This window comes from Sphingomonas ginkgonis, from assembly GCF_003970925.1.
Lineage (GTDB): Bacteria > Pseudomonadota > Alphaproteobacteria > Sphingomonadales > Sphingomonadaceae > Sphingomicrobium > Sphingomicrobium ginkgonis.
On the sequence record NZ_RWJF01000001.1, the window covers coordinates 1,852,295 to 1,875,378 of the forward strand.

General features: G+C 69.8%; 23 protein-coding genes. 9 read left to right on the top strand and 14 right to left on the bottom strand.

All coding sequences use genetic code 11. The annotated features are described in order from the left end of the window. Positions 1-118 precede the first annotated feature (118 nt). Entirely contained in the window at positions 119-2,101 is a 1,983-nt protein-coding gene (locus HMF7854_RS09080; protein ID WP_239016916.1) for a ComEC/Rec2 family competence protein, read from the top strand. On the opposite strand, the gene HMF7854_RS09085 is transcribed toward HMF7854_RS09080, so the two are convergent. The 3 genes from HMF7854_RS09085 to dnaG form a co-directional block, all read right to left on the bottom strand. Beyond that, positions 2,098-2,286 carry a DUF3008 family protein gene (locus HMF7854_RS09085; protein WP_126718803.1) on the bottom strand — a complete coding sequence of 63 codons (189 nt, stop codon included), beginning with the start codon at positions 2,284-2,286 and terminating at the stop codon, positions 2,098-2,100. The genes HMF7854_RS09080 and HMF7854_RS09085 overlap by 4 nt on opposite strands. A gap of 158 nt (positions 2,287-2,444) precedes the next feature. Then, positions 2,445-4,487: an RNA polymerase sigma factor RpoD gene (gene rpoD / locus HMF7854_RS09090; RefSeq protein ID WP_126718804.1), complete on the bottom strand. Its 2,043-nt coding sequence runs from the start codon at positions 4,485-4,487 to the stop codon at positions 2,445-2,447. A 14-nt stretch (positions 4,488-4,501) separates the two neighbouring features. Continuing rightward, a complete protein-coding gene (dnaG, locus tag HMF7854_RS09095) occupies positions 4,502-6,337 on the bottom strand; it encodes a DNA primase (RefSeq protein ID WP_126720151.1) in 1,836 nt (611 codons plus the stop codon). Between the two features lie 127 nt (positions 6,338-6,464). Between dnaG and HMF7854_RS09100 the strand changes: the two genes are divergently transcribed. Both HMF7854_RS09100 and HMF7854_RS09105 read left to right on the top strand, forming a co-directional pair. After that, complete coding sequence (locus tag HMF7854_RS09100) at positions 6,465-7,088, top strand: glutathione S-transferase family protein (protein WP_126718805.1); 624 nt, start codon at positions 6,465-6,467, stop codon at positions 7,086-7,088. Then, positions 7,075-8,331, top strand: a complete 1,257-nt coding sequence (locus HMF7854_RS09105) for a M24 family metallopeptidase (RefSeq protein ID WP_126718806.1) — start codon at positions 7,075-7,077, stop codon at positions 8,329-8,331. The genes HMF7854_RS09100 and HMF7854_RS09105 overlap by 14 nt, the downstream gene beginning before the upstream one ends. 59 nt (positions 8,332-8,390) lie before the next feature. Here HMF7854_RS09105 and HMF7854_RS09110 read toward each other — a convergent pair whose 3' ends face one another. Further along, a complete protein-coding gene (locus tag HMF7854_RS09110) occupies positions 8,391-9,701 on the bottom strand; it encodes a dicarboxylate/amino acid:cation symporter (protein ID WP_126718807.1) in 1,311 nt (436 codons plus the stop codon). A gap of 149 nt (positions 9,702-9,850) precedes the next feature. Here HMF7854_RS09110 and HMF7854_RS09115 point away from each other — a divergent pair, with 149 nt between their 5' ends. Continuing rightward, the gene (locus HMF7854_RS09115; RefSeq protein WP_126718808.1) at positions 9,851-10,648 is read left to right on the top strand and encodes an HAD-IIA family hydrolase; all 798 of its coding nucleotides are present in this window, start codon (positions 9,851-9,853) and stop codon (positions 10,646-10,648) included. 46 nt (positions 10,649-10,694) lie between these two features. Here HMF7854_RS09115 and HMF7854_RS09120 read toward each other — a convergent pair whose 3' ends face one another. Next, entirely contained in the window at positions 10,695-12,716 is a 2,022-nt protein-coding gene (locus HMF7854_RS09120) for an elongation factor G (RefSeq protein WP_126718809.1), read from the bottom strand. A gap of 281 nt (positions 12,717-12,997) precedes the next feature. Next, a complete protein-coding gene (gene flaF, locus HMF7854_RS09125) occupies positions 12,998-13,390 on the bottom strand; it encodes a flagellar biosynthesis regulator FlaF (RefSeq protein WP_126718810.1) in 393 nt (130 codons plus the stop codon). Positions 13,391-13,531: 141 nt separating this feature from the next. Here flaF and HMF7854_RS09130 point away from each other — a divergent pair, with 141 nt between their 5' ends. After that, positions 13,532-13,981, top strand: coding sequence for a motility-associated protein (locus HMF7854_RS09130; RefSeq protein ID WP_185829222.1), 450 nt, complete (start codon positions 13,532-13,534; stop codon positions 13,979-13,981). 10 nt (positions 13,982-13,991) lie between these two features. Beyond that, a complete protein-coding gene (locus HMF7854_RS09135) occupies positions 13,992-15,494 on the top strand; it encodes an acyl-CoA ligase (AMP-forming), exosortase A system-associated (protein ID WP_126718811.1) in 1,503 nt (500 codons plus the stop codon). Here the strand turns inward: HMF7854_RS09135 and truA are convergent. Continuing rightward, positions 15,488-16,225, bottom strand: coding sequence for a tRNA pseudouridine(38-40) synthase TruA (gene truA, locus HMF7854_RS09140; RefSeq protein WP_126718812.1), 738 nt, complete (start codon positions 16,223-16,225; stop codon positions 15,488-15,490). The two genes, HMF7854_RS09135 and truA, sit on opposite strands and share 7 nt — an antisense overlap. Beyond that, a complete protein-coding gene (fmt, locus tag HMF7854_RS09145) occupies positions 16,222-17,127 on the bottom strand; it encodes a methionyl-tRNA formyltransferase (protein ID WP_126718813.1) in 906 nt (301 codons plus the stop codon). The genes truA and fmt overlap by 4 nt, the downstream gene beginning before the upstream one ends. 47 nt (positions 17,128-17,174) lie before the next feature. On the opposite strand from fmt, the gene recR reads away from it, so the two are divergent. Together recR and def are read left to right on the top strand one after the other, a co-directional pair. Beyond that, complete coding sequence (recR, locus tag HMF7854_RS09150; RefSeq protein ID WP_126718814.1) at positions 17,175-17,771, top strand: recombination mediator RecR; 597 nt, start codon at positions 17,175-17,177, stop codon at positions 17,769-17,771. A gap of 32 nt (positions 17,772-17,803) precedes the next feature. Further along, positions 17,804-18,361, top strand: coding sequence for a peptide deformylase (gene def, locus HMF7854_RS09155; protein ID WP_126718815.1), 558 nt, complete (start codon positions 17,804-17,806; stop codon positions 18,359-18,361). Here the strand turns inward: def and HMF7854_RS09160 are convergent. Next, entirely contained in the window at positions 18,358-18,756 is a 399-nt protein-coding gene (locus tag HMF7854_RS09160) for a four-helix bundle copper-binding protein (RefSeq protein ID WP_126718816.1), read from the bottom strand. The two genes, def and HMF7854_RS09160, sit on opposite strands and share 4 nt — an antisense overlap. A gap of 117 nt (positions 18,757-18,873) precedes the next feature. Between HMF7854_RS09160 and HMF7854_RS09165 the strand changes: the two genes are divergently transcribed. After that, positions 18,874-20,364, top strand: a complete 1,491-nt coding sequence (locus HMF7854_RS09165; protein ID WP_126720152.1) for a DNA recombination protein RmuC — start codon at positions 18,874-18,876, stop codon at positions 20,362-20,364. A 15-nt stretch (positions 20,365-20,379) separates the two neighbouring features. Here HMF7854_RS09165 and HMF7854_RS09170 read toward each other — a convergent pair whose 3' ends face one another. The 5 genes from HMF7854_RS09170 to HMF7854_RS09185 form a co-directional block, all read right to left on the bottom strand. Further along, positions 20,380-21,156 (bottom strand): META domain-containing protein, encoded by a 777-nt coding sequence (locus HMF7854_RS09170; protein WP_185829223.1) that lies wholly within the window; start codon positions 21,154-21,156, stop codon positions 20,380-20,382. 2 nt (positions 21,157-21,158) lie between these two features. Further along, a complete protein-coding gene (locus tag HMF7854_RS15770; protein WP_185829224.1) occupies positions 21,159-21,506 on the bottom strand; it encodes a hypothetical protein in 348 nt (115 codons plus the stop codon). 34 nt (positions 21,507-21,540) lie between these two features. Beyond that, positions 21,541-22,341 carry a TrmH family RNA methyltransferase gene (locus HMF7854_RS09175; RefSeq protein WP_126718818.1) on the bottom strand — a complete coding sequence of 267 codons (801 nt, stop codon included), beginning with the start codon at positions 22,339-22,341 and terminating at the stop codon, positions 21,541-21,543. Positions 22,342-22,410: 69 nt separating this feature from the next. Continuing rightward, positions 22,411-22,680: an HPr family phosphocarrier protein gene (locus HMF7854_RS09180; RefSeq protein ID WP_126718819.1), complete on the bottom strand. Its 270-nt coding sequence runs from the start codon at positions 22,678-22,680 to the stop codon at positions 22,411-22,413. Further along, on the bottom strand, positions 22,677-23,084 hold the full coding sequence (locus tag HMF7854_RS09185) for a PTS sugar transporter subunit IIA (RefSeq protein ID WP_126718820.1): 408 nt from the start codon (positions 23,082-23,084) through the stop codon (positions 22,677-22,679). The genes HMF7854_RS09180 and HMF7854_RS09185 overlap by 4 nt, the downstream gene beginning before the upstream one ends.

Here is a 23,084-nt window from a genome sequence, read left to right on the forward strand (position 1 = left end):
CCGGCAACCGTCGGCGGACGGCGTAACCGACGGTTACGAACCCAGCGCGGCTGCCCGATGGCGGAACTCGATCGAGGCCGTGCTGGAAGCTGAACGCGCGCAGCTGCCGCTTTGGTCCGTGATCGGATTCGGCGCCGGGATCGCAGCTTGGCTGGCCCTGCCCGGACCATCGGCGTGGGTGAGTTTTCTGCTGATAGCGGCCGCAGCCTCGCTCGCGGGGTTTGCGGCCGGTGGGGGAAGGCTGGAGCGGGGGATCGGCTGGTTCGGGCTGGCGATGGCGCTGGGTTGCGCCTTGCTGTGGGCGCGCAGCGCGCTGGTGGCGGCGCCCCGCCTCACGAGCACGGGGGTGGTGGCGGTCTCCGGATCGGTCGAGAACGTCGAGCGGCTCGCGGCGCGCGACGTCGTCCGGATAATCCTGGCACCCGCGCCCGGCCGACCTCGGCTGCGCATCTCCATCCCCGAGGACGCGGTCCCAGACCTGCTCGCGGCCGGCGCTGAGGTGCGCCTCCGAGCCCGCCTGACGCCACCCATGGCCAAGCCGCTGCCGGGAGCCCACGACTTCGCCCGAGACTTGTGGTTCGCCCAGATCGGCGGGGTCGGTCGGGCGCTCGGCACGGTCGAGGTCACCCGACCAGCGCCGCCGAGATGGAGCCTCGACGGGCTTCGCACGCGGCTCGACCGCCACATCCGCTCGCGCCTGCCCCCAAGCGAAGGTGCGATCGCCACTGCGCTCGTCAGCGGCGACCAGGGCGCCGTCCCCGAGGTGGATGCCGAGGCGATGCGGCGGAGCGGCCTCGCGCACCTCCTGTCAGTTAGTGGCCTGCACATCGCCGCAGTGATTGGAGCCGCCATGTTCGCGAGCCTTCGCCTGCTGGCGCTGAGCGAGCGGCTGGCGCTCCGTTTCAATCTGATAGTCGTCTCGGCCGTGCTCGGCGCGGTGACCGGGGTCGGCTACACGCTGCTGACCGGCGCGCAGGTGCCGACGGTACGCAGCTGCCTCGGCGCGCTGATTGTGATGCTCGGCATGGCGCTCGGCCGCGACGCGCTGTCGCTCCGAGTCATCGCGGTGGCGGCCCTGCTAATCCTGCTCGCCCGCCCTGAGGCACTGGCCGGGGCCAGCTTCCAGCTGAGCTTCGCCGCGGTAACCGTGATCGTGGCGCTCCACTCGACCCGGTTCGCCCGAACCCACCTCGGCCCGCAGGAGGAGGGTTGGGTCCGGCGCACGGTTCGGTCCGGCGCCGGCCTGTTCCTGACTGGCCTTGCGGTCGAGGTGGGGCTGATGCCCTTCGCACTCTACCACTTCCACCGGGCCGGCCTCTACGGCGTTGGCGCCAACTTGGTGGCAATCCCCCTGACGACCTTCGTGATCATGCCGCTCGAGGCGCTGGCGCTGCTGCTCGACCCGCTTGGACTGTCCGGGCCGTTATGGAAGGCGACCGGCGTTGCGATTCGCTTGCTGCTGTGGCTCGCGCAGACAACCGCCGGGGCGAGCGGGAGCGTGGTGACCGTGCCGAGCATTCCCGCCTGGTCGTTCGCGCTGATGGTTGGGGGCGGCCTCTGGCTGTGCCTGTGGACGACGCGATGGCGATGGCTGGGACTGCTGCCAATCGCGGGCGGTGCCCTTGCCGCCGCCGCAACGAGCCCGCCGGACCTGTTGGTCACTGGCGACGGGCGGCACCTGGCGATCGTCGACGAAGCCGGGACCCCCGCCATTCTTCGCGAGCGGAGCGGGGACTTCATACGCGACCTGCTGGGCGAATCGTCGGGGTTCGACGGCGAACTGCCGCCGCTCGCCGGCGCGACCTACGCCCGCTGCACGCGCGAAGCCTGCGTCGCGCAGCTCGTCAGGGGCGGCCGAAGCTGGCGTATTCTCGCCCTCCGCTCACAGCAGCGCCTTCCGTGGGGAACGCTGGTCGCCGCTTGCGCGCGGGCGGACCTGGTCGTCGCCGAGCGGAGTTTGCCACGCGGCTGCGCCCCGCGCTTAGTTCGGCTGGATGGACCGGCACTGGCGCGCAGCGGCGGGGTCTCGATCCGCCTGTCACCCACGCTGCGCATCGACAGCGTCGCCGAGCAGGTCGGTGACCATCCATGGCGGCTCTAGCGCGGCTTGACGTACTCCGGCTTGCCCTTGCGCTTGGTGCTGGCGAGCTCTTCCAGCTCCTTTTCCGTCATCGACTCCTCCATCTGCTTGGAGGCACCGCGCAGCTTCGACTCAGGGGCGTCGCCGCGCTTGGCGGCGAGAGCGGCGCCGGCGGCCTTCTGCTGAGCCTTCGATTTAGCGGGCATGATCGTCTCCTCGTCGGCGCAGAAGCTGACCCCTCGGGCAAACGTGTCCGCAGGGCATGGAAGTAGCGTGCGGCGCGGCAATTGGTTGCCTGCGGCCTCAGGCCCGACGATCGGTGCGGGGAAGACAGCTCCTCCCGCGAGCGAGAGGAGCGTGAGCCCTACTGGTCGAGGAACGACCGCATCTTGCGAGACCGGCTCGGGTGCTTGAGCTTCCTGAGCGCCTTCGCCTCGATCTGGCGGATGCGCTCGCGGGTGACGCTGAACTGCTGGCCGACTTCCTCGAGCGTATGATCGGTGTTCATGCCGATGCCGAAGCGCATGCGCAGCACGCGCTCTTCGCGCGGAGTGAGGGAGGCGAGGACCCGGGTGACCGTTTCCTTGAGGTTGGCCTGGATCGCCGCGTCGACAGGAATGACCGCATTCTTGTCCTCGATGAAGTCGCCGAGGTGGCTGTCCTCCTCGTCGCCGATCGGGGTCTCGAGGCTGATCGGCTCCTTGGCGATCTTCATCACCTTGCGGACCTTCTCGAGCGGCATCGAGAGGCGCTCGGCGAGTTCTTCCGGCGTCGGGTCGCGGCCCGTCTCGTGGAGGAACTGGCGGCCGGTGCGGACCAGCTTGTTAATCGTCTCGATCATGTGGACCGGGATGCGGATGGTCCGCGCCTGGTCGGCGATCGAGCGGGTGATTGCCTGCCGGATCCACCAGGTCGCGTAGGTCGAGAATTTATAGCCGCGGCGATACTCGAACTTGTCGACCGCCTTCATCAGGCCGATGTTGCCTTCCTGGATGAGGTCGAGAAATTGCAACCCGCGGTTGGTGTATTTCTTGGCGATCGAGATCACGAGGCGGAGGTTGGCCTCGACCATCTCCTTCTTGGCGATCCGCGCCTCGCGCTCGCCTTTCTGGACCTGGTTGACGATCCGCCGGAACTCGGGGAGCGCCATTCCGGTCGACTGCGAAATCTCGGCGATCTCGTTGCGGATGCGCGCAACGGTGTCGCCCTCCGCGCTGGCGAAGGCGGCCCACTTCTTGTCGAGCTTGCCGACCCGGTCGAGCCAGCTGTCATCCAGCTCATGACCCATATACTCGTCGAGGAACGACTTGCGGTTGACCCGGTGCCGCTCGGCGAGGCGAAGCATCTGGCCGCCGAGCGCGGTTAGGCGCCGGTTGAAGTTGTAGAGCTGCTCGACGAGATATTCGATCTTGGCGGCATGGAACTGCACGCTCTCGACCTCGGCGGTGAGCTCCTCGCGCAGCGCCTGGTACTTCTTCTCTTCGCCGGCGGCATAGGACTGGCCGGTGCCGAGCGCGGCGAGGCGGGCTTCCTGGAGCTTGCCGAATCGCTTGTAGAGCGCGGTGATCGCGGCGAATTTCTCGAGCGCTGAGGGCTTCAGCGTCTCTTCCATCTGGGCGAGCGAGAGAGTGTTGTCGTCTTCGTCGTCGTCGGCCGGGCGCGGGGTGCGCCGCTCGACCATGTCGTCGTCCTCGCCTTCGGCGGCGGGCTCCTCCTCGACGTCTTCCTCTTCCTTGATGGTCGGGCCGGCAACCTTCTCGCTGATCTCGTCGTCGCCCTCGCCTTCTTCCTCCGAGGCGCTGATCTGCTCGGCGGTCGGACCCTTGGACAGCATCGCCTCGAGATCGAGGATCTCGCGCAGCTGCATCCGCCCCTCGTTGAGGGCCTCGGACCAGTCGATGATGGCGTTGAAGGTGATCGGGCTCTCGCACAGCCCCCAGATCATCGTGTCGCGGCCGGCCTCGATCCGCTTGGCGATCGCAATCTCGCCCTCGCGGGAGAGGAGCTCGACGGCACCCATCTCGCGCAGGTACATGCGCACGGGGTCGTCGGTGCGGTCGGTCGGCTCCTTCTTGGTCGCCGCGGCGGGGCGCGGGCCGCCGTCGTCGAGCGGATCGACCTCTTCCTCGTCGTCCGCTTGCGAGCTCGTGTCCTCGCCTTCCTCGCCGTCCTTGTCCTCGTTCTCGACGATGTTGATGCCCATTTCCGAGATGGCGGACATCACATCCTCGATCTGCTCGGACGACATCTGGTCCTGCGGAAGCGCTTCGTTCAGCTCGTCATAAGTGACGAAGCCACGCTTCTTGGCGCGCGCGATCAGCTTCTTGACCGCGGCGTCGTTGAGGTCGAGCAGCGGGGCGTCGCCGCCTTCCTGCTGTTCGGTGTCGATTGCTTCGTTCTTTGCCATGTTGATCGAGCCGCTTAATCGCTGACTGCCAAGGACGCCAGCCGTTCGTTGTTTTCCCGCTTGAGACGCAGCAGCCGCACCTGTTCGGCAAAGGCTGCCTCGTCTCCGGCCTGAAGCCGCGCCGTCGCCCGGTCGAGCGCTGCCGCTACCTCGTGCTCCCGGGCGAGAGTGTCGACCGCTTCGCCCAGGTCCCGCAGGGCCAGGGTCGGTTCGCTCTCTTCGCGGGTGAAGGTATAGGCCACCGAGGAACGCTCGTCGGACGTCGGCAATGCCGTGCCGTTGGCTTCCAATATGGTGCGCAGTCCCTCGCGATCAAGAAGCGTGCCATCCATCGCCGCATCCACCAGCCGATCGCGCCAGCGGGCCTGTCCCGGGTCAGCGATCATGAGGTGCGCGAGAGCCTCGGAATGGTCGGCGAGCGCGGCGGGGAACAGCGTGAAGCCGAGTAGGACGGCGCGGAGGGTCTCGTCCTGCAAACCGCGCTGCCCGATGACCCGGGTCTGGGCAAGGGTCGGCGGCTCGGGCGGGACGAAGCCCTTGCCCTTCACGTAGCGGCCGCGTCGCTCGAAGGGGCGGCCCGGGCCTCCGCGCTGCGGCCGGACGAGGGCGTCGAACCGCTGCATCCACTCGTCGCGATAGAGCTGGGCAAGACCCTTGTCGCCGATCGCGGAGACATGGGCGAGCAGGCGCTGGCGGAGCCCGGCGCGCTCCTCGGGCGTGGTCAGCGGCGCTGCTTCCGCTTCGTGCCGCCAGACCCGGTCGACCAGCGGCTCGGGCGCGGAAAGCAGTCGCTCGATGGCGTCCCGGCCGCCCGCTCGAACGAGATCATCCGGATCCTGGCCGGGGGGAAGCGCGACGAAGCGGAGTGTCCGTTCGGCCGAGAGGAAGGGGAGGGCACGGGCGGCGGCGCGTATTGCGGCCTTCTGCCCCGCGCTGTCGCCATCGAAGCAGAGGATCGGCGCGGGATCGAGCCTCCACATTCGCTCGAGCTGCGCCTCGGTGACCGCGGTTCCGTTGGGGGCGACGGCTTCTGCGATCCCGGCGCGATCGAGCGCGATCACGTCCATGTACCCCTCGACCGCAATCAGCCGCCGGGCGGTCCGGCTGGCGGGACTGGCGAGGTCGATATTGTAGAGGGTGCGGCCCTTGTCGAATAGGATCGTCTCGGGCGAGTTCAGATATTTGGGCTCGCCCTCGCCGATGATCCGGCCGCCGAACCCGATCACCCGCTTGCGCACGTCGCGGATCGGGATCATCAGTCGACCGCGGAAGCGGTCGTAGGTTTCGCCCGAATCTGGTCTGATCAGCATGCCCGTCTCGACGAGCCGGTCCTCGCCGAGCGTCGCCAGCGCGTTCTTCAGCCGGCCGCGACCCTCCGGGGCGAAGCCGATGCCGAAGCGCTGGACCGCCGCCGCGTCGATTGCGCGCCGCTTCAGATACTCGCGGGCGGGGGCGCCATCGATCCCGGCCAGCTGCTCGGCGAACCATCGCTGCGCGGCGGCGGTCACGTCGGTCAGGCTCGCCGTTCGCTCCTGCTTCTCGCGGGCGCGAGGGTCGGGCGCGGGGACGTCCATGCCCGCCTTGCCGGCCAGCTCCTTCACCGCCTCCATGAAGGGCAGCCCGCCGGCTTCAGTCAGGAAGCGGATCGCGTCCCCGTGCGCGCCGCAGCCGAAGCAATGATAGAAGCCCTTCTCGTCGTTGATCGTGAAGCTGGGCGTCTTTTCCTGGTGAAACGGGCAGCAGGCCTTCCACTCCCGCCCGGCACGGGTGAGCTTGACCTTCGGCGCGATGACCGAAGACAGGAGAGTGCGGGCGCGCAGCTCGTCGAGGAAAGCAGGGGTGAGGCTCACCGCCGCCTTGTCGCGCATGCCGGAGCCGGCTTCAATCTGCGAAAATCGCCTTGATAGTGCCATCCTTCGTTGCAACAGGGAGTCGCGCCGACGCGTGTTGTTGGTCTGCCTAGGGGGAGTAAGGCGGATGACGATTATCGTTCATCATCTGGAGAACAGCCGAAGCCAGCGCATCCTGTGGATGCTCGAGGAGCTTGAGCTGCCTTATTCGATCAAGCGCTATGCGCGCGACCCCAAGACGATGCTGGCGCCGGCGGAGCTGAAGCGGGTGCATCCGCTCGGCAAGTCGCCGATGATCCAGGACGACGGGCTGCTCATCATGGAAAGCGGCGCAATCGTCGAGTATCTGGTGGCGAAGACGGGCCGGCTGGGGGCTCCGGAGGATCGCTGCAACGCGCTGCGTTACCGCCAATATCTCCACTACGCCGAAGGGTCGCTGATGCCGCCCCTGCTGTCGTTGCTGGTGGTGCAGCGCTTGGGGCTGCTCGGGCGACCGGCGCGCAAGCCGCTGCTGGCGATGTTCTCGCGCCACCTCGACTGGCTCGATTCGGAGCTGTCGGCACGGCCCTATTTCGCGGGCGACGAGCTGACCGGTGCCGACATCATGATGAGCTTCCCGCTCGAAGCGGCGAAGGCGCGCGCCGGGCTGGGCGCCGATCGCAAATATATCTGGGCTTGGCTGGAGCGGATCCATGCGCGGCCGGCCTATCAGCGGGCGCTGAAGAGCGGCGGCACCTATGCCTTTGCTTGATCGGCGCGCGGCGCTCGCCTCTGGGCTCGCCGCCGCGCTGCTACCGACGACCGGCCTCGCACGGACCGCGATCGGCGAGGCGGGCGAGCTCCGGAAGCGCGTGCTGCCGCCCCCAATTGGCGTCGCGGAGCGCGAGGCCCGGCTGGAGCGGGCGCGCGGGCTGATGCGGGTCACCGGGATCGGCGCGGTGATCGTCGAGCCTGGCGCGAGCCTGGACTATCTGACGGGTGTCCAGTGGTGGCGCTCGGAGCGGCTGACCGCGGCGATCGTGCCCGTCGAGGGCGACCCGGTCATTGTCACTCCTTTCTTCGAGCGCCCGTCGGTGGCGGAGAGTCTCGCGGTCAAGGCCGAGATCCGCACCTGGAACGAGGATGAGGAGCCGCTCAAGCTCGTCGCCGACGTTCTGCGCGAGCGGCAGGTGGCGGGTGCGCCGGTCGGCTTTGAGGAGACCAATCGCTACTTCATCCTCGAACGCCTGCGCCAGCAGCTGCCCGCGCTGCGCTTCACGACCGCCAATCCGGTCGTCCGCCGGCTGCGGATGGTGAAGACCGCGTCCGAGCTGGCGCTGATGCAGGCGGCAAACGACATCACGCTGGCCGCGATCCGGCATGCCGGTCGGCGGGTGAAGGCGGGGATGAGCCCGGGCGACATCGACGCGATGATCACCGCCGCCACCGTAGCGATGGGTGGACGAACCGATGGCGGTCTGGTGCTGCTCGGCGAAGCAGCGGCCTATCCGCACGGCAGCCACAAGCCGCAGTCGGTACGGCGCGGCGAGGTGGTGCTGATGGACTGCGGCTGCTCGGTCCACGGCTACGAAAGCGACATCAGCCGGACTTTCGTGTTCGGTGCCGACCCGACCCCGCAGCAGAAGAAAGTCTGGACGCAAGTCCGGCGCGGGCAGGAGATCGCCATGGCCGCGGCGAAGCTCGGCGCCCCCGCCGGCAGCGTCGACGATGCGGTCCGCGCCGCCTACACCAGCTGGGGCTATGGTCCCGGCTACCAGCTTCCCGGCTTGTCGCACCGGACCGGGCACGGGATCGGCATGGAAGGCCACGAGCCGGTCAACCTGGTCCACGGGGAACCGACCGCGCTGGCTACAGGCATGTGCTTTTCCAACGAACCGGGGATCTATCTGCCCGGCTCGTTCGGGGTGCGGCTGGAGGATTGTTTCCACATGACCGAGAGCGGGCCGCAATGGTTCACGGTCCCGCCGGCCAGCCCGGAAGCGGTGCTCGCCTAACTCTCATCAGGGCAGACCTAGGCAACCGAAGCTGTAAGCCTGCAGTCCGCTGCGCTCGCCTAGCGGCTCTCCACCACCGGTCCCGTCCGATGCGTCGGCGCGTGGGGATGGTCCGCGTCGACCGGGAGCTCGGGTTCGACCACGCCCTCCCACTTGGCGACGAGCACCGCGGCCACCGCATTGCCGACCACGTTGGTGGCCGAGCGCCCCATGTCGAGGAAGTGGTCGACGGCGAGGATGAGCAAAAGGCCGGCCTCGGGGATCTTGAACAGCGACAAGGTGGCGGCGATCACGACCAGGCTCGCGCGGGGCACGCCGGCGATGCCCTTACTGGTTATCATCAGCACCAGCAGCATGGTGATCTCTTGGCCCAGGCTGAGGTCGATTCCGTAGGCCTGCGCGATGAAGATCGACGCGAAGGTCATGTACATCATCGAGCCGTCGAGGTTGAAGCTGTAGCCGAGCGGCAGGACGAAGCTGGCGATGCGCGGCGGGACGCCGAACTTCTCCAGCGCCTCGAGGGTGCGGGGATAGGCGGCCTCGCTGCTCGCGGTCGAGAAGGCGAGCACCAGCGGATCACGGACGTAGCGGACGAGGTGGCTCGCCCGGCGCCCCACGGCGAGGAAGGCGATTCCAACGAGGATCGCCCACAGGATCACCAGCCCGAGGTAAAAGCTGCCGATGAACTTGCCGAATGTGGTGAGGATGCCGATGCCCTGCTCGGTGACGGCGCTGGTGACCGCGGCGAATACCGCCAGCGGGGCGAGGCGCATCACGTAGCTGGTGACCTGCAGCATCACCGCGACCAGCGCCTCGACGGCACGGACGAGCGGCCGGGCGACGTCGCCCACCGCGGTGATCGCGACCCCGACGAACAGCGAAAAGATGACGATCTGCAGGATCTCGTTCTCGGCCATCGCCTGGATCATCGAGGCGGGCACGAGGTGGGTGATGAAGTCCTTGAGGTTGAACGCCTTGGTCTCGACGCCGCTCGCCGCGGTGACGTCGGGCAGCGGCAGGTTCAGACCCACCCCCGGCTGGAGCAGGTTGACCAGCAGCAGGCCGAGCGTCAGCGAAATGAGGCTGGCGGTGATGAACCAGCTGAGCGAGCGCAGCCCCACCCGGCCGAGCGCGGCGGTGTCGCCCATGTGGGCGATCCCCGCGACGAGCGTCGAGAAGACGAGCGGCGCGATGATCATCTTGATGAGGCGCAGGAAGAGGGTGGTGACGATCCCGAAGTAGCCGGCGATGTCCTTCAGCCGGGCGGCGCTTTCCGGCGTTCCGCTGTCGACCCCCGTGTTGATCGCCCAGCCGGCGATGATGCCGAGGACGAGCGCGCCCAAGATGTACCAGGTGAGGCGTTTCGCCACTGTGTCTTCCCCTCCACCGTCATTGCGAGGAGCGCAGCGACGAGCATTGCTGGGACGGGCGGCGGCCGGTTGGCTTGAAGGCACCCGTCGTGATCGCAGGGACTCAAGCTTGTTGGTGGAACGGCGTCAAGCTTGTAGGCGCGCGGGTGATGAGCGGCTTCCTCGACGCGCTGCCGGCGCGATATTCCACCGTATTTTGCGACATCTGGGGCGTGGTCCACGACGGCGGCAGGCTTTACCCCGGCGCCTGCGAGCGGCTGCTCGGCTGGAAGCGGGAGGGGCGGTCGATCCTCCTCCTGACCAACGCGCCGCGCAGCGAGGCGGCGGTGGAGCGTGCGCTCGACCGCATCGGACTGCCGCGTTCGGCCTACGACGGGGTCGCGAGCAGCGGCGAGGCGGGGATCGCGGCTCTCCAGGGCCGACCGGTCGGGTTCCTCGGCACGGCCGCCGACCGCGCCGACTATGTCGGGCGCGGGCTGGAGATCGTCGACGAGGGTTATTCCGAGCTCGCCTGCGCCGGCCTCGACGAGCGGCGTAACCGGCCCGAGCAATATGGACCCGATCTCGAGCGCTGGGCCGCCGCGGGTGTGCTGATGCACTGCCTGAACCCCGACCGGATCGTCATGCGGGAGGGGGCGGAGGAAGCCTGCGCGGGGGCGCTGGCGGACATTTACGAGACGCTGGGCGGCACGGTGCGTTGGTACGGCAAGCCGCACGCGCCGATCTATGACTATGCTTTGGAGCGCGCCGGCCGCCCGCCGCGCGAAAATGTGCTGGCGATCGGCGACGGGCTGGTCACGGACGTACTGGGGGCAGCCCGGGCCGGGATCGATTGCGTGTTCGTGACCGGCGGCATCCACGGTGGCCGCGACTTTCCGGCGGACTTCGCGACTGTCCACCGGCTCGGACACTGGCAGCCGGTCGCCGTGGTAGCGGGCCTAGGCTGATCCTCGCTCAGCCTTCACGCCGTTGCCCGGATGAGAGCTTGAGGCGCTAGGCCGGCTCCGGCGACCGCTGCTTTACTACTTTCTCCGCCAGCGGACCGTTCAGCTCCGCGAGGTGGTCGTAGGCCGCCTCATAGGTCGCCAGCCCTTGGCTCAGCGAGCGGAGCTCGGCTTCCAGTCCGGCCAGCTCGGCCTCGGGGATCAGCGCGTCGACACGGTCCCAGCCATCCCAACCGTCGCGCGGACCCATGCCGAGCATCTGCCCGCGGCGGCCGGCCACGGTCGAGGAGACCCGCGAACTTGCGTTTCCGGGCGCGACGACCATCACCCGCTGCATCGGCTCGAGAAGGTTCGGCGAGGCAGCGGCGAGCGCCTCCGCCATAGCGATCCGGCCGGCGGTGCGGAACGCCAGCTCGCTCGAATCCACGCTGTGGTAGCTGCCGTCGACGAGGGTCACCGCGACGTCCACCACGGGAAAGCCCAACGGGCCCTTTTGACAAGCGTCGCGGACGCCCTGCTCGACCGCGGGAATCCACTGTCTCGGGATGGCGCCGCCATGGATCTTCTCCTCGAAGACGATCCCGTCGCCGCGCCCGAGCGGGCGAACCTCGATGATCACGTCGCCGAACTGCCCATGGCCGCCCGACTGCTTCTTGTGCCGTCCGCGCTGGGTCACCGGCTTGCGGATCGACTCGCGGTACCCGATCGATGGCGCCCGGCTGTTCACCCCGACCCCGTAGCGTCGCTTCAACCGGGCCAGTGCGGTCTGCAGCTGCTCGTCGTTGACCCCGGACAGGCGCATCTCGTGGCTCGCCTCGTCATGCTCCAGCCGCAGCGTCGGGTCTTCCTCGACCAGCCGGGCCAGCGCGCCGGACAGCTTGACGTCGTCCTTGCGGTCGGCCGGCTCGATCGCGAGGCTGCAGTTGAGCGCAGGCAGGGGCACGTCGATCGCGGGCGGCAGCGGCCCCTGCGAGAGCCACTCGCCGGCCTTGAACTCGTCCATCTTGGCCACCGCGACCACATCGCCGTCCCGCGCCGTGCCCGCCTTCTGCAGCTTGTCGCCCTGTAAGGAGAAGATCGCGCCGAGCCGCTGGCCGTGCCCCTGCCGAAGCTCGCTCCCTTCCGCGATCGAGCCGCCAAGCGCCCGTCCGTAAAGGAGGCGCCCGGCAGTGCCCCCGTGACTGATCTTGAAGGCGTAGAGAGACGGTGCCTCGACCCCGAGCCGCTCGGCGGTGCGGGCGGCCTCGGGGCACTCGTGGCGGAGTGCCTTGAGGAGCCGCCGGACGCCGAAGCCGTTGGTCGCCGAGCCGAATAGAACCGGCACCGCCATGTTCTCGCCGGTCTCGCGGGCAAGGTCGCCGAACACGCGCGCGGCTTCGGGCGTCTCCTCATTGAGCAGCTGCTCCAGCAACGCGTCGTCATGGTCGGCGAGATGCTCGAGCAGGTGGGTCCGCTCCTCGGCCTCGCGCCCGGCGACCTCGGCGGGAATGTCGATCCGCTCAGACGGCCTGCCGGCGACATAATGGAAGGCGCGCTCCAGCGCGACATCGACAAAGCCGGTGACCTTCTCGCCTTCGCGGATCGGGATCTGCCGCGCGATCAGCGGCGACACGCTCATCGGCTGCAAGGCCTCGAGCAGCGCGCGGATCTGGCCCCGGGCCTGGTCGATGCGGTTCACGAAGAGGAGGTGCGGGACTCCGAGTTCGTCGAGCATCCGGAGCGCCGGCGCGGCGAGGGGGGCACGCGCCGGGTCCGCGTCGACCACCACGATGGCAAGGTCGGCGACTGCCAGCGCCCGCGCGCCATCGGCGGCAAAGCCGGTGGCACCGGGCACGTCGATCAGCGCGAAATGCTCGCCGAGATAATCGAAGTGGAGAAGGTTGAGTTCGGTCGAGCCGCCGCGGGCGCGCGCCTCGGGGCTCGAATCACCGATGCTGGTGCCGTTACCGGTGCTGCCCTGGCGGTCGATGGTTCCGGACGCGAACAGCAGCGCCTCGGCGAGGCTGGTCTTTCCCGCGCCGGCGGGTCCGACCAGCGCGACGGCTCTCGTGCCGTTGTGGGTTCCAGGCATGCGACTCTCCTTCGTCCGGGGTGTCCTTGTCCTCGGGCGCGCGAGTCGCGCGAAGGCGCTCACGCGCTCTTCAGGACGGCCAGCGTCGGCCTGTTCGCCGGCAAAGGCAAGGGGCGGCGAACGCTCGGGCGGATGGTAGCAAGGAGGAGTAGGGACGGGACCAGCCCTGCGCGAGGGAGCCGCCGGACTGGTCCCGTGACGTCGACTGATCTTGGGAGAAAACAGCCGCCGGTACGCGCAGGTGTGGGAACGCGTGCCAGGCCTCTATGCGGCGCGGCCGCTCACTCCCGGCTGGCGACCGAATGAAGCTTCGGCAATGTCGCGGAACCGGCTGCGGCCAGACCCTCCATGATGCTGCGATTGACCTCGAGCAGCGGCTCGATGTCCTCCTCGCCGCGCACCACTCCGCTGGTGAAGCGGTCGACCCACAGCGAAAGAGAGATGATCGCCGCACGCAGCCCGTCCGGCAGCCCGTTGCCCGCGGCCGCGCAGTCGGCGGCGAAGGCGCTCCACATCTCGCGGTTGCGGTGGAGGACCGGGACGAGGGCGGCGCCGCGCAGCCCATGCGCCCATTGCGCCTGCACCTGAGCGGTGACCTGCGCGATCAGCCGATATTCGGTCGTACGGGGATGTTCGGCGAGCGTCTGCGCCCGCGAGTAGCTGGCCAGGGACATGGATCCTCCCACCGCCATCATAGGATGCCGGCGACGGGCGCCGCTCCCGAGCGGACGAAATTGGGACGAACCGGGCCGGGCCGCCGGGCCGCCTTCCTATAACGAGCCTGTCCTCGGCTTGCAGGAAGGGACTGTCACACCGTGCTCAATGCGGTCGGCTTCGTCGTGATCCTCGTCTGCGTGTTCGGCAGCTTCATCATCTCCGGCGGCAGCATGGAGGTGATCCTGCACGCGCTGCCGCACGAGATGATGGCGATCGCCGGCGCGGCCATCGGCGCCTTCATCGTCTCCAACTCGATGGGCACGGTCAAGCTGGCGGGCAAGGGGATCATGCGCTCGTTCAAGGGCGCCCGCTACAAGGCCGAGACCTACCGCGAGCTGCTCACGTTGCTGTTCAACCTTCTGAATACCTTCAAGAAGAGCGGCGCGACAGGTATCGAGCCGCACCTCGACAACCCGCACGAGAGCAGCATCTTCTCGCGCTACCCGGCGATCGTCCACGACCATCATCTTACCGAGTTCATCTGCGACTACGTGCTGGCGCTGGCGCGGAGCCGGCGCGGGGTTCCGCCGGGGACGCCGCCCCGGTAAGCCCGCCGGCATGGCGCCCGACCTCAACCCCCGTCCGCTCGACCATCTCGCGCTGTGTGGCGAGCGCGGGGCGCCGTCGCTGACGGTCGGCGCGGAGCGGCTCAGCTACGGCGCGCTCGACGAGCGGGTGGGGCGGGTCGCGGCGGGGCTCCGGGCGCGCGGTCTGGCGCCGGGGGACCGGGTGGCGAGCTGGATGGGGAAGACGAGCCTCGCCTGCCTCCTGCCGCTCGCCGCGGCGCGGGCGGGGCTGGTGCATGTTCCGGTCAACCCGGTGCTGCGGCGCGCGCAGGCGGCGCACATCCTGGCGGACAGCGGCGCGCGGCTGCTGGTCGGGAACGCGGCCCGGCTGCAGACGCTGGAACAGGGCGACCGGGCCGAGGCGGTGCCGGTCGCGCTCGAGGAGTGGAGCAATGGGGAGCAGGCGCTGCCCGCCTCCGGGTGGGCGCCCGATACGCTCGCCGCGCTGATGTACACCAGCGGCTCGACCGGCCGGCCCAAGGGCGTGATGCTGAGCCATGCGAACCTGTGGCTCGGGGCGGCGAGCGTCGCGCACTATCTCGGGCTGGGCGGCGGGGACCGGACCCTGTGCGTGCTGCCGCTCGCGTTCGACTATGGCCAGAACCAGCTGCTCTCGACCTGGCATGCGGGGGGCGAGGCGATCGGCTTCGACTATCTCCTGCCCAAGGACGTGGTGCGCGCGGTCGGGCGTCATGACGTCACCGTGCTGGCAGGCGTGCCGCCGCTGTGGCGCCAGCTGGCGGAGGCGGACTGGTCGAAGGGCGAGGGGGCGGGCCTGAGGACGCTGACCAACAGCGGCGGGCATCTGCCCGAACCGCTGGTGCGGCGGCTGCGCACCCTGTTCCCGGCCGCGCGGCTGCACCTCATGTACGGGCTGACCGAGGCGTTCCGCTCGGCCTCGCTCGACCCGGCGCTGGTCGACGCGCACCCGGACAGCGTGGGATCGGCGATCCCGTTCGCCGAGCTGCTGGTGATGCGCGAGGCGCTTACCGAGGCCGGGCCGGACGAGGAGGGCGAGCTGGTCCATGCCGGGCCGCTGGTGGCGCAGGGCTATTGGCGAGATGCGGAGAAGACGGCCGAGCGCTTCCGCCCGGCGCCGACGCAGAGCCGCTCAGGCGGGACGGCGGTCTGGTCGGGCGACCGGGTGGTGCGCGGCGCGGACGGGCTGCTGCGCTTCCGCGGCCGCGACGATGCGATGATCAAGGTCAGCGGCAACCGCGTCTCCCCAACCGAGGTCGAGGAAGCAGCGCTGGCGAGCGGCGTGGTGGCGGAGGCGGCGGCATTCGGGGTGCCCGACGCGGCGCTGGGGCAGGCGATCCTGCTGTTCGCGGTGGCGTCGGGGGACGATGCCGAGGAGCGGCTGCGGGCCTATATGACCGCCGAGCTGCCGCCGCACATGCGCCCGGCGCGGGTGGAGTGGCGGGAGGCACTCCCGGTAGGGCCGAACGGGAAGCTGGACCGGGCGGCGCTGAAGGCCGATCTCGACGCTCAGTAAAGGGCTTCGACGAAGTAGAGGCCGTCCGGGGGCGCGTTGAAGCCGAGGGCGCTGCGGTCGCGGGCCTCCAGCGCCGAGCGCATGTCGGACGGCGTCCATTGTCCTTGACCGACCAGCGCCAAGCAGCCGACCATCGAGCGGACCTGGTGGTGGAGGAAGCTGCGCGCGGCGGCGTGGACGTGGAGCTCCTCGCCGACCCGCTCGACGTCGAGCCGGTCGAGCGTCTTGACCGGGCTGTCGCTCTGGCAATGGACCGAGCGGAAGGTCGTGAAGTCGTGGTTTCCGAGCAGCATGGATGCCGCTTCGCGCATCGCGTCGAGGTTCAGCGCGGGTCCGATCCGCCACGCCTTGCCCTTGTCGAGGGTGAGCGGCGCGCGGCGGTTGGCGATCCGGTACAAGTAGCGGCGGCCGCGGCAGGAGAAGCGGGCGTGCCAGTCGTTGGCGACCGGCTCGCAGTGGAGCACGGCGACCGGATCGGGCCGGAGCAGCGCATTCAGCCCCTCGCGCAGGCGGTGCGGGGAGAGGTCGCGGGCGAGGTCGAGGTGGGCGGCCATGCCGAGTGCGTGGACCCCGGCGTCGGTGCGGCCGGCGGCGTGGGCCGTCACCGCTTCGCCGGTCATCGCACTCGCGGCGCGCTCGACCGCGGCCTGCACGCTCGGCCCATGGTCCTGGCGCTGCCAGCCCATGAACGGCGCGCCGTCCCACTCGAGGATCAGCTTCCAGCGGGTCACGGAAGGCGGGTGCCCGGCGGGATGGCGAAGCCGCGGAGCAGCTCGTCGGGTCGCATCGGCCCGCGACCGGCACGCTGGACAAGGGTCGGGCGGAGCGCGCCGGAGCCGGAAGCGATCGTCAGCTGGTCGTCGAGCAGGGTGCCGGGCGGAGCGCCGCCGTCGACGATGTCCGCGGCGAGCAGCTTCACCCGCTCGCCGTTCGCCTCGAACCAGGCGCCGGGCGCGGGAGCGAAGGCGCGGACCTGCCGCTCGAGCTCGGGAGCGGGGCGGGTCCAGTCGAGGCGGAGCTCGGCCTTGTCGATCTTGGCGGCGTAGGTGACGCCCGCGTCGGGCTGGTCCTGCGGGACATAGTCGCCCGGCTCGGCGAGCCAGCGGAGCATCAGCTCGGCGCCAAGTTTCGCCAGTTCGTCCGTGAGTTGGCCACCGGTCTTGCCATCGATGCTCACCTCTTGCGCCAGCAGCATCGGGCCGGTGTCGAGCCCGGCCTCCATCTCCATGATGGTGACGCCGGTCGTCTCGTCGCCGGCAAGCACGGCGCGGTGGATCGGCGCGGCGCCGCGCCAGCGCGGGAGCAGCGAGGCGTGGACGTTGACGCAGCCGAGCATGGGGGCGGCGAGGATCGGCGGGGGGAGGATCAGCCCGTAGGCGGCGACCACCGCGACGTCGGCGTCGAGATCGTCGAACGCCTTCTGCTCCTCGGGCGACTTGAGGCTGGCGGGGTGGCGGACCGGCAGGCCGAGCGCCTCGGCGCGGGCGTGGACGGGGGTCGGCTGGAGCTTCTTGCCGCGCTGAGCCGGGCGGGGCGGCTGGCAGTAGACGGCCGCGATCTCGTGGCCGGCACCGACGAGGGCGTCGAGGGTCGGCACGGCGAAGTCGGGCGAACCCATGAAGATGATGCGCATCAGCGCGCCTATGGCGAAGTTCGGGCGTATTTCCTATCTGCAGAGCGATGGCATCCCCCGAAATCGAGACATTGGCCAACGCGCTGGCGCGGCTGCCGGGGCTGGGACCGCGCTCGGCGCGGCGGGCGGTGCTGCACCTGATGAAGAAGCGGGAGGGCGCGCTGCAGCCGCTGCTCAGCGCGCTGCAGACGGTCGCCGACCGGCTCTCGACCTGCTCGACCTGCGGCAATGTCGACACCAGCGACCCCTGCCAGATCTGCCGCGACCCACGGCGCGACGCGGCCAGCCTGTGCGTGGTCGAGGAAGTGTCGGACCTGTGGGCGCTCGACCGCTCGCGGCTGTTCCCCGGGCGCTACCATGTGTTGGGCGGGCGGCTCGCGGCGCTCGAGGGCATCCGCCCCGAGGACCTCGCGATCGACAGCCTGATCGGGCGGGTCGCGGCGGGCGGGATCGACGAGGTGGTGCTGGCGATGAACGCCACGCTCGAGGGGCAGACCACCGCCCACTACCTCGCCGAGCGGCTGGAGAAATTTCCGGTCCGGCTGACCCAGCTGGCGCATGGCCTGCCGGTCGGGGGCGAGCTCGACTATCTCGACGAGGGCACGCTGGCGCAGGCGCTGCGCGCGCGGCGGCCGGTTGCTTGACCGCCCAGCGGGCCTGACGTAGCGGCCGGGCCATGTCCCTGCTGCCGATCATCGAGGTTCCCGACGCGCTCCTGCGCACCACCAGTGCGCCGGTCGAGCGGGTCGACGAGGAGTTGAAGGCGCTCGTCGGCAACATGTTCGAGACGATGTACGAGGCGCCGGGGATCGGGCTTGCCGCGGTCCAGGTCGCGGTACCGCGGCGGGTGGTGGTGATCGACCTGCAGGATCCGGACCCGGTCGGCGAGGGCGAGGAGCCCGGCCCGCCGGTCAAGCGGCCGCACGTCTTCATCAATCCCGAGATCCTGCAGCGCTCGGACGGGCGCAAGATCTACAACGAGGGCTGCCTGTCGATCCCCGACCAATATGCCGAGGTCGAGCGGCCGGACATCGTCCGCGCGCGCTGGCTCGACGTCGAGGGGCGAAGCCACGAGGCCGAGTTCGACGGGCTGATGTCGGTCTGCCTCCAGCACGAGGTCGATCATCTCGACGGCGTGCTGTTCATCGACCATTTGTCGCGGCTCAAGCGCGACATGATCGTCCGCAAGGTGATGAAGGCCAAGCGCGAGCGCGGCCAGGCCGCCGTCCTCTAGGCGGGTTCGAGCAGGCTCTCGGCGGCGTTGCGGCAGTCGGCCGCGCATTCGCGGCACATCTGCGCGCACAGCTTGCAATGCTCGTGATCGTGCTTCTCGCATTCCGAGGCGCAGGCGTCGCACATGCGCGCGCACAGCTCGAGCAGATCGCGCAGTACCGGCTGGTCGTCGCCGTTCCGCCGAAGCCCTAGCCGGGCAGTCGCTTCGCAGATGTCCGAACAGTCCATGCAGAGGCGGATGCACTGGGTCATGTCCATCGGCTCGGCGAGACAGGCGTCGGCGCAGCTCAGGCACATCTTGGAGCAGTACATGAGGTGGTGGACCGCGTCGCCGAGCGGCTGGTTGACGTGGTCGCGGCTGTTCGGGTGAAGGCTGATCATCTTGCGGATGGACATTGGCGCTCTCCTGCTCGGGTGCTTCAAGGGACGGATGAAAGGCGGCAAGGTTCCGCTTGAGGTCGGGTCGGCGGCGGGCTAGGTTCGCGCTCTGTTCTCTTGGTGTCGGGGGCGTTGATGGACGCGGTGATGGTGGTGATCCTGGCGGTGGGCGCGCTGCTCGCGGGGCTGGCGGCCGGCTGGCTGCTCGCTTCGCGTAGCCTGGGCCCGGTCGGGACCGAGCGCGACCAGCTGCGCGAGCGGGCGGGCGCAGCGGAGCGGGAGCTGGCGGTCGCCGGGGAACGGGCGAGCCGGGCCGACGCGCTCGAGCAGTCGCTGCGCGCCATCACCGGGGAGCGCGACCAGGCGCAGCAGGAGCTGGCCGCGGCGACCGAGCGCAGCGCGCAGGCCGAGCAGCTCAGGACCCTGCTCAACGAGGTCACTCGGGAGCGCGACGCGGCGCATGGCGAACTGCGGGCGCTGCGGGCTGCCGACGAGGAGCGCGTGAAGGCGCACCAGTCGCAGATGGACGAACTGAAGGCCGCGCGCGAGGCGATGACGGCGCATTTCTCGGAGATCGGCGGCAAGCTCCTGACCGAGGCCCAGAAGCAGTTCCTCGAGCGTGCCGACCAGCGCTTCCGCCAGTCGGAGGAGCATAGCGGGCAGAACCTCAAGGCGCTGCTCCGCCCGGTCCACGACCGGCTGGAGAAATATGAGCAGGCGGTTGGCCGGGTCGAGGAGGATCGCAAGAAGGAGTTCAACACGCTCGCCGGGCAGATCGAGGCGATGCGGAGCGGGACCGAGCGGGTCTCGGCGGAGGCGGCCAAGCTGGTCAACGCACTGCGCAACGCCCCCAAGGCGCGCGGGCGCTGGGGCGAGCAGCAGCTCCGCAACGTGCTGGAGAGCTGCGGCCTGTCCGAGCATTGCGACTTCGCGACCGAGGTCAGCGTCACCGGGTCGGAGGGCGAGCGGCTGCGGCCCGACGCGGTGGTGCGGGTGCCGGGCGGGCAGAGCCTGGTGATCGACGCCAAGGTCTCGCTCAACGCCTACCAGGACGCGTTCGGCGCGGTCGACGAGGCGGAGCGCGGGCTGCACCTCGCGGCGCATGCGGCGGCGATCAAGGCGCACGTCAACACGCTCGGCAACAAGGCCTACTGGAACCAGTTCGCCGACGCGCCCGACTATGTGGTGATGTTCATCCCCGGCGAGCATTTCCTCTCTGCGGCGCTGGAGCAGGACCACAAGCTGTGGGATTTCGCGTTCGAGCGGCGGGTGCTGCTGGCGACCCCGACCAACCTCATCGCCATCGCTCGGACGGTCGCGGCGGTGTGGCGGCAGGAGAAGCTGGCCAAGGAGGCGCGGCAAATCGGGGAACTGGGCAAGGAGCTGTACGAGCGGCTCGCCAAAGCCTCCACCGATCTTCGCAAGGTCGGCACCGGGCTGACGAGCGCGGTCAACAATTACAACAGCTTCGTTGCGTCGTTTGAGAGCCGCTCGCTGGTTTCCGCGCGCAAGTTCCGCGACCTCAACATCGACACCGGCGGGCGCGAGATCGAGCCGATGAGCCCGGTCGAGGCGCTCCCCCGCTACGGCAGCGAGGACGAGCTTCCGCAGATCGCGGCGGAATAGCGCCAGCCGCTCGGCTCAGTAGATGCGCCGCAGCGCCATCGTGCCTCCGGCGCCGGTCAGCGTCCCGCGCTCGTTCTCGAGCAGCTGGACCGCGAAGGGCCGGGCAAGGATGCCGCTCCCGCTCGTCTCGAAGCTCATGTCCGGGCAGGCCTTGCGGGTCGCGGCGAGCGGCTGGGCGACGCTGACGTTCCAGCCGTTCGCGGTGTAGCGCGACGACAGCCGGTTGCAGCCGAGCAGGCCGGTGAAGCGCCCCTTGGCATCGAAGCTCAGCGTGTAGAGATCCTCGGCGCGCGGCTGGCGCTTGCCGCGCCGCCGGCCGTCCTCGTCGACGCCCGCCATCCCGGCGCGCTGCCGCCGCGCCGCCGGCGTGTCGCGGCCGTTCACCGCCAGCACCTGCCAGCTGGTCCCGACGATCGAGCGCGGGGTCGCGAAGACGCCGCCGCAGCCGCGATAGGGCTTGCCGCCGTCGACGCTGACCTCGACCGTGTCGCCGTAGGTCTCGTCGCTCATCCCGTTGCTGCAGTCGGTGTGGGTGACGCTGATCGCCAGCCGCCCGCTGCGATAGCTCTCCCCGTTGCTGCTGATCGCCGAGCTGGGGGTCGCCTCGCTGATGCTCGTCCCGGTGCCGCGGTCGGTGAAGACCAGCCGGGCGGGATCGATCGTCAGCGTCCAGAACGGCTCGGTCCCGCTGGCTCGGTACTGGTAGTTGCTCGGCGGCGGCGCGGGCCGGGCGAGCGCCGCGGCGGCGGCCAGCAGCAGGGCGGGGGCGATCAGGGTGGAAGTCCTCGGCATGACTAGCGTCCTCCGCAGCCGTCGAACCGCCGGCCGTCGACCGTCAGCTGGACCTTGTCGGGATAGGCGGCCCCGCTCGTCGCGTCGATACAGCGGGCATGAACGATGTTGAGATCCATCCGCGGCGTCCGGTAGATCTCGCCGGCGAAGCCGATGATCGGCCGCGGCGTCGGCTGGGCGAGGCGGGTGCCGTCGGGGCCGGTGAAGACCATGGTCCGGCCGATCGCCAGGCTCCAGCCCGCGCCCGCCGCCCGGTACGCGGCGGCCGGCTCCGGCGTCACCGGTGCCGCGCCGCTCGTCGCGCATCCGGCGAGCGAGGCGGCGGCCAGGAGCAGGGCGGCGGTCTTCACGTCGGGCAACTCCTTCGGTCGTTCGCCAGCCCGTCTAGCGTCGCCAGCTTGCTCGCACCTGAAAGGCCATCACGGCAGCCGCGACGGCGGCGTTGAGGCTGTCCGCGCGGCCCAGCATGGGCATCTTCACCAGCAGGTCGCACCGGGCCTCGTAATCGGCGGGAAGGCCCTGCTGCTCGTTGCCGACGAGGATGAAGCAGGGCTCGGCATAGCGCGCGTCGAGATAATCGGTGTCGGTGCGCAGACTGGTCCCGACCAGCTGCCCGGGGCCGCCGCGAAGCCAGGCGAGGAACTCGTCCCAGCGCGCCGCCGCGATGCCCTGCGTAAACACCGCCCCCATCGAGGCGCGGACCGCCTCGACGCTGAACGGGTCGGCGCAGTCGTCGACCAGGATCAGCCCGCCCGCGCCGACCGCGTCCCCGGTACGCAGGATGGTGCCGATGTTGCCGGGATCGCGCAGCGCCTGGGCGACCAGCCACAGCGGCGCGGCGGCGCGGTCGAGCTGCTCGAGCGCGGTGTCCGACTGGCGATAGGCGCCGATCAGCATCTGCGGATTGTCCTTGCCGCTCATCTTGGCGAGCAGCTCGGACGGCACCTCGAGCGCGTCGCCGCCCGCGCGCTCGGTGGCGTCGATGATCTCGGTGGCGAGGGGGTGGACCCCGTGCTCGGACGAGAAGGCGATGAGCTCGGGCAGCCGGCCGCTGTCGCGCGCCTCGGCGATGATTCGGAGGCCCTCTGCGAGGAACAGGCCCTCGGTCCGGCGCGCCTTCTTGTCGCGCAAAGAGCGGAGCCGCTTGACGGTCTCGTTGGAGAAGGAGGTGATCAGGCGCGGCATGGGCTCGTCAATGCGGGCAGGGGAGCGTCGGCGCAATCCGGGGACCGGCGCCATGGTCGCGGCAGCGGCTCAGTCCTCGCCGAACCGGCCCTCGACCAGCTCGACCAGCTGGCGGAGCGAGTCCTCCGCCCCGTCGCCCTCGGTGCGGATCTCGATCGAGTCGCCGATCGCGGCGCCGAGCATCATCAGCCCCATGATCGAGGTGCCGACCACGCTGTGCCCGTCCTTGGCGACGTGGATCTGGGCGGGAAGCTGGCTCGCCAGCGTCACGAACTTGGCCGACGCCCGCGCGTGGAGACCGCGGCGGTTGCGGATCTCGACCGTCTGCGAGCAGGTCAAGCGGCGGCCTCGCCGAGGATCTCGCTGGCGACCGAGATATATTTGCGGCCCGCTTCGCGCGCGGCGGCGACGGCGGCGTGGACGTTCATCGCCTTGCGCGCGCCCTCCAGCCGGATCAGCATCGGCAGGTTGACCCCGGCGATGACCTCGACCTTGTCGGTCTTCATCAGGCTGATCGCGAGGTTCGACGGGGTGCCGCCGAACAGGTCGGTGAGGATGATGACGCCGTCGCCCTGGTCGACGTTGGCGACCGCCGCCGCGATGTCGGCCCGGCGCGCTTCCATGTCGTCCTCGGGACCGATGCAGATGCCCTCGATCGCATCCTGCGGACCGACCACATGCTCCATCGCCGTGATGAACTCGGCGGCGAGACGGCCGTGAGTCACCAGAACCAATCCGATCAT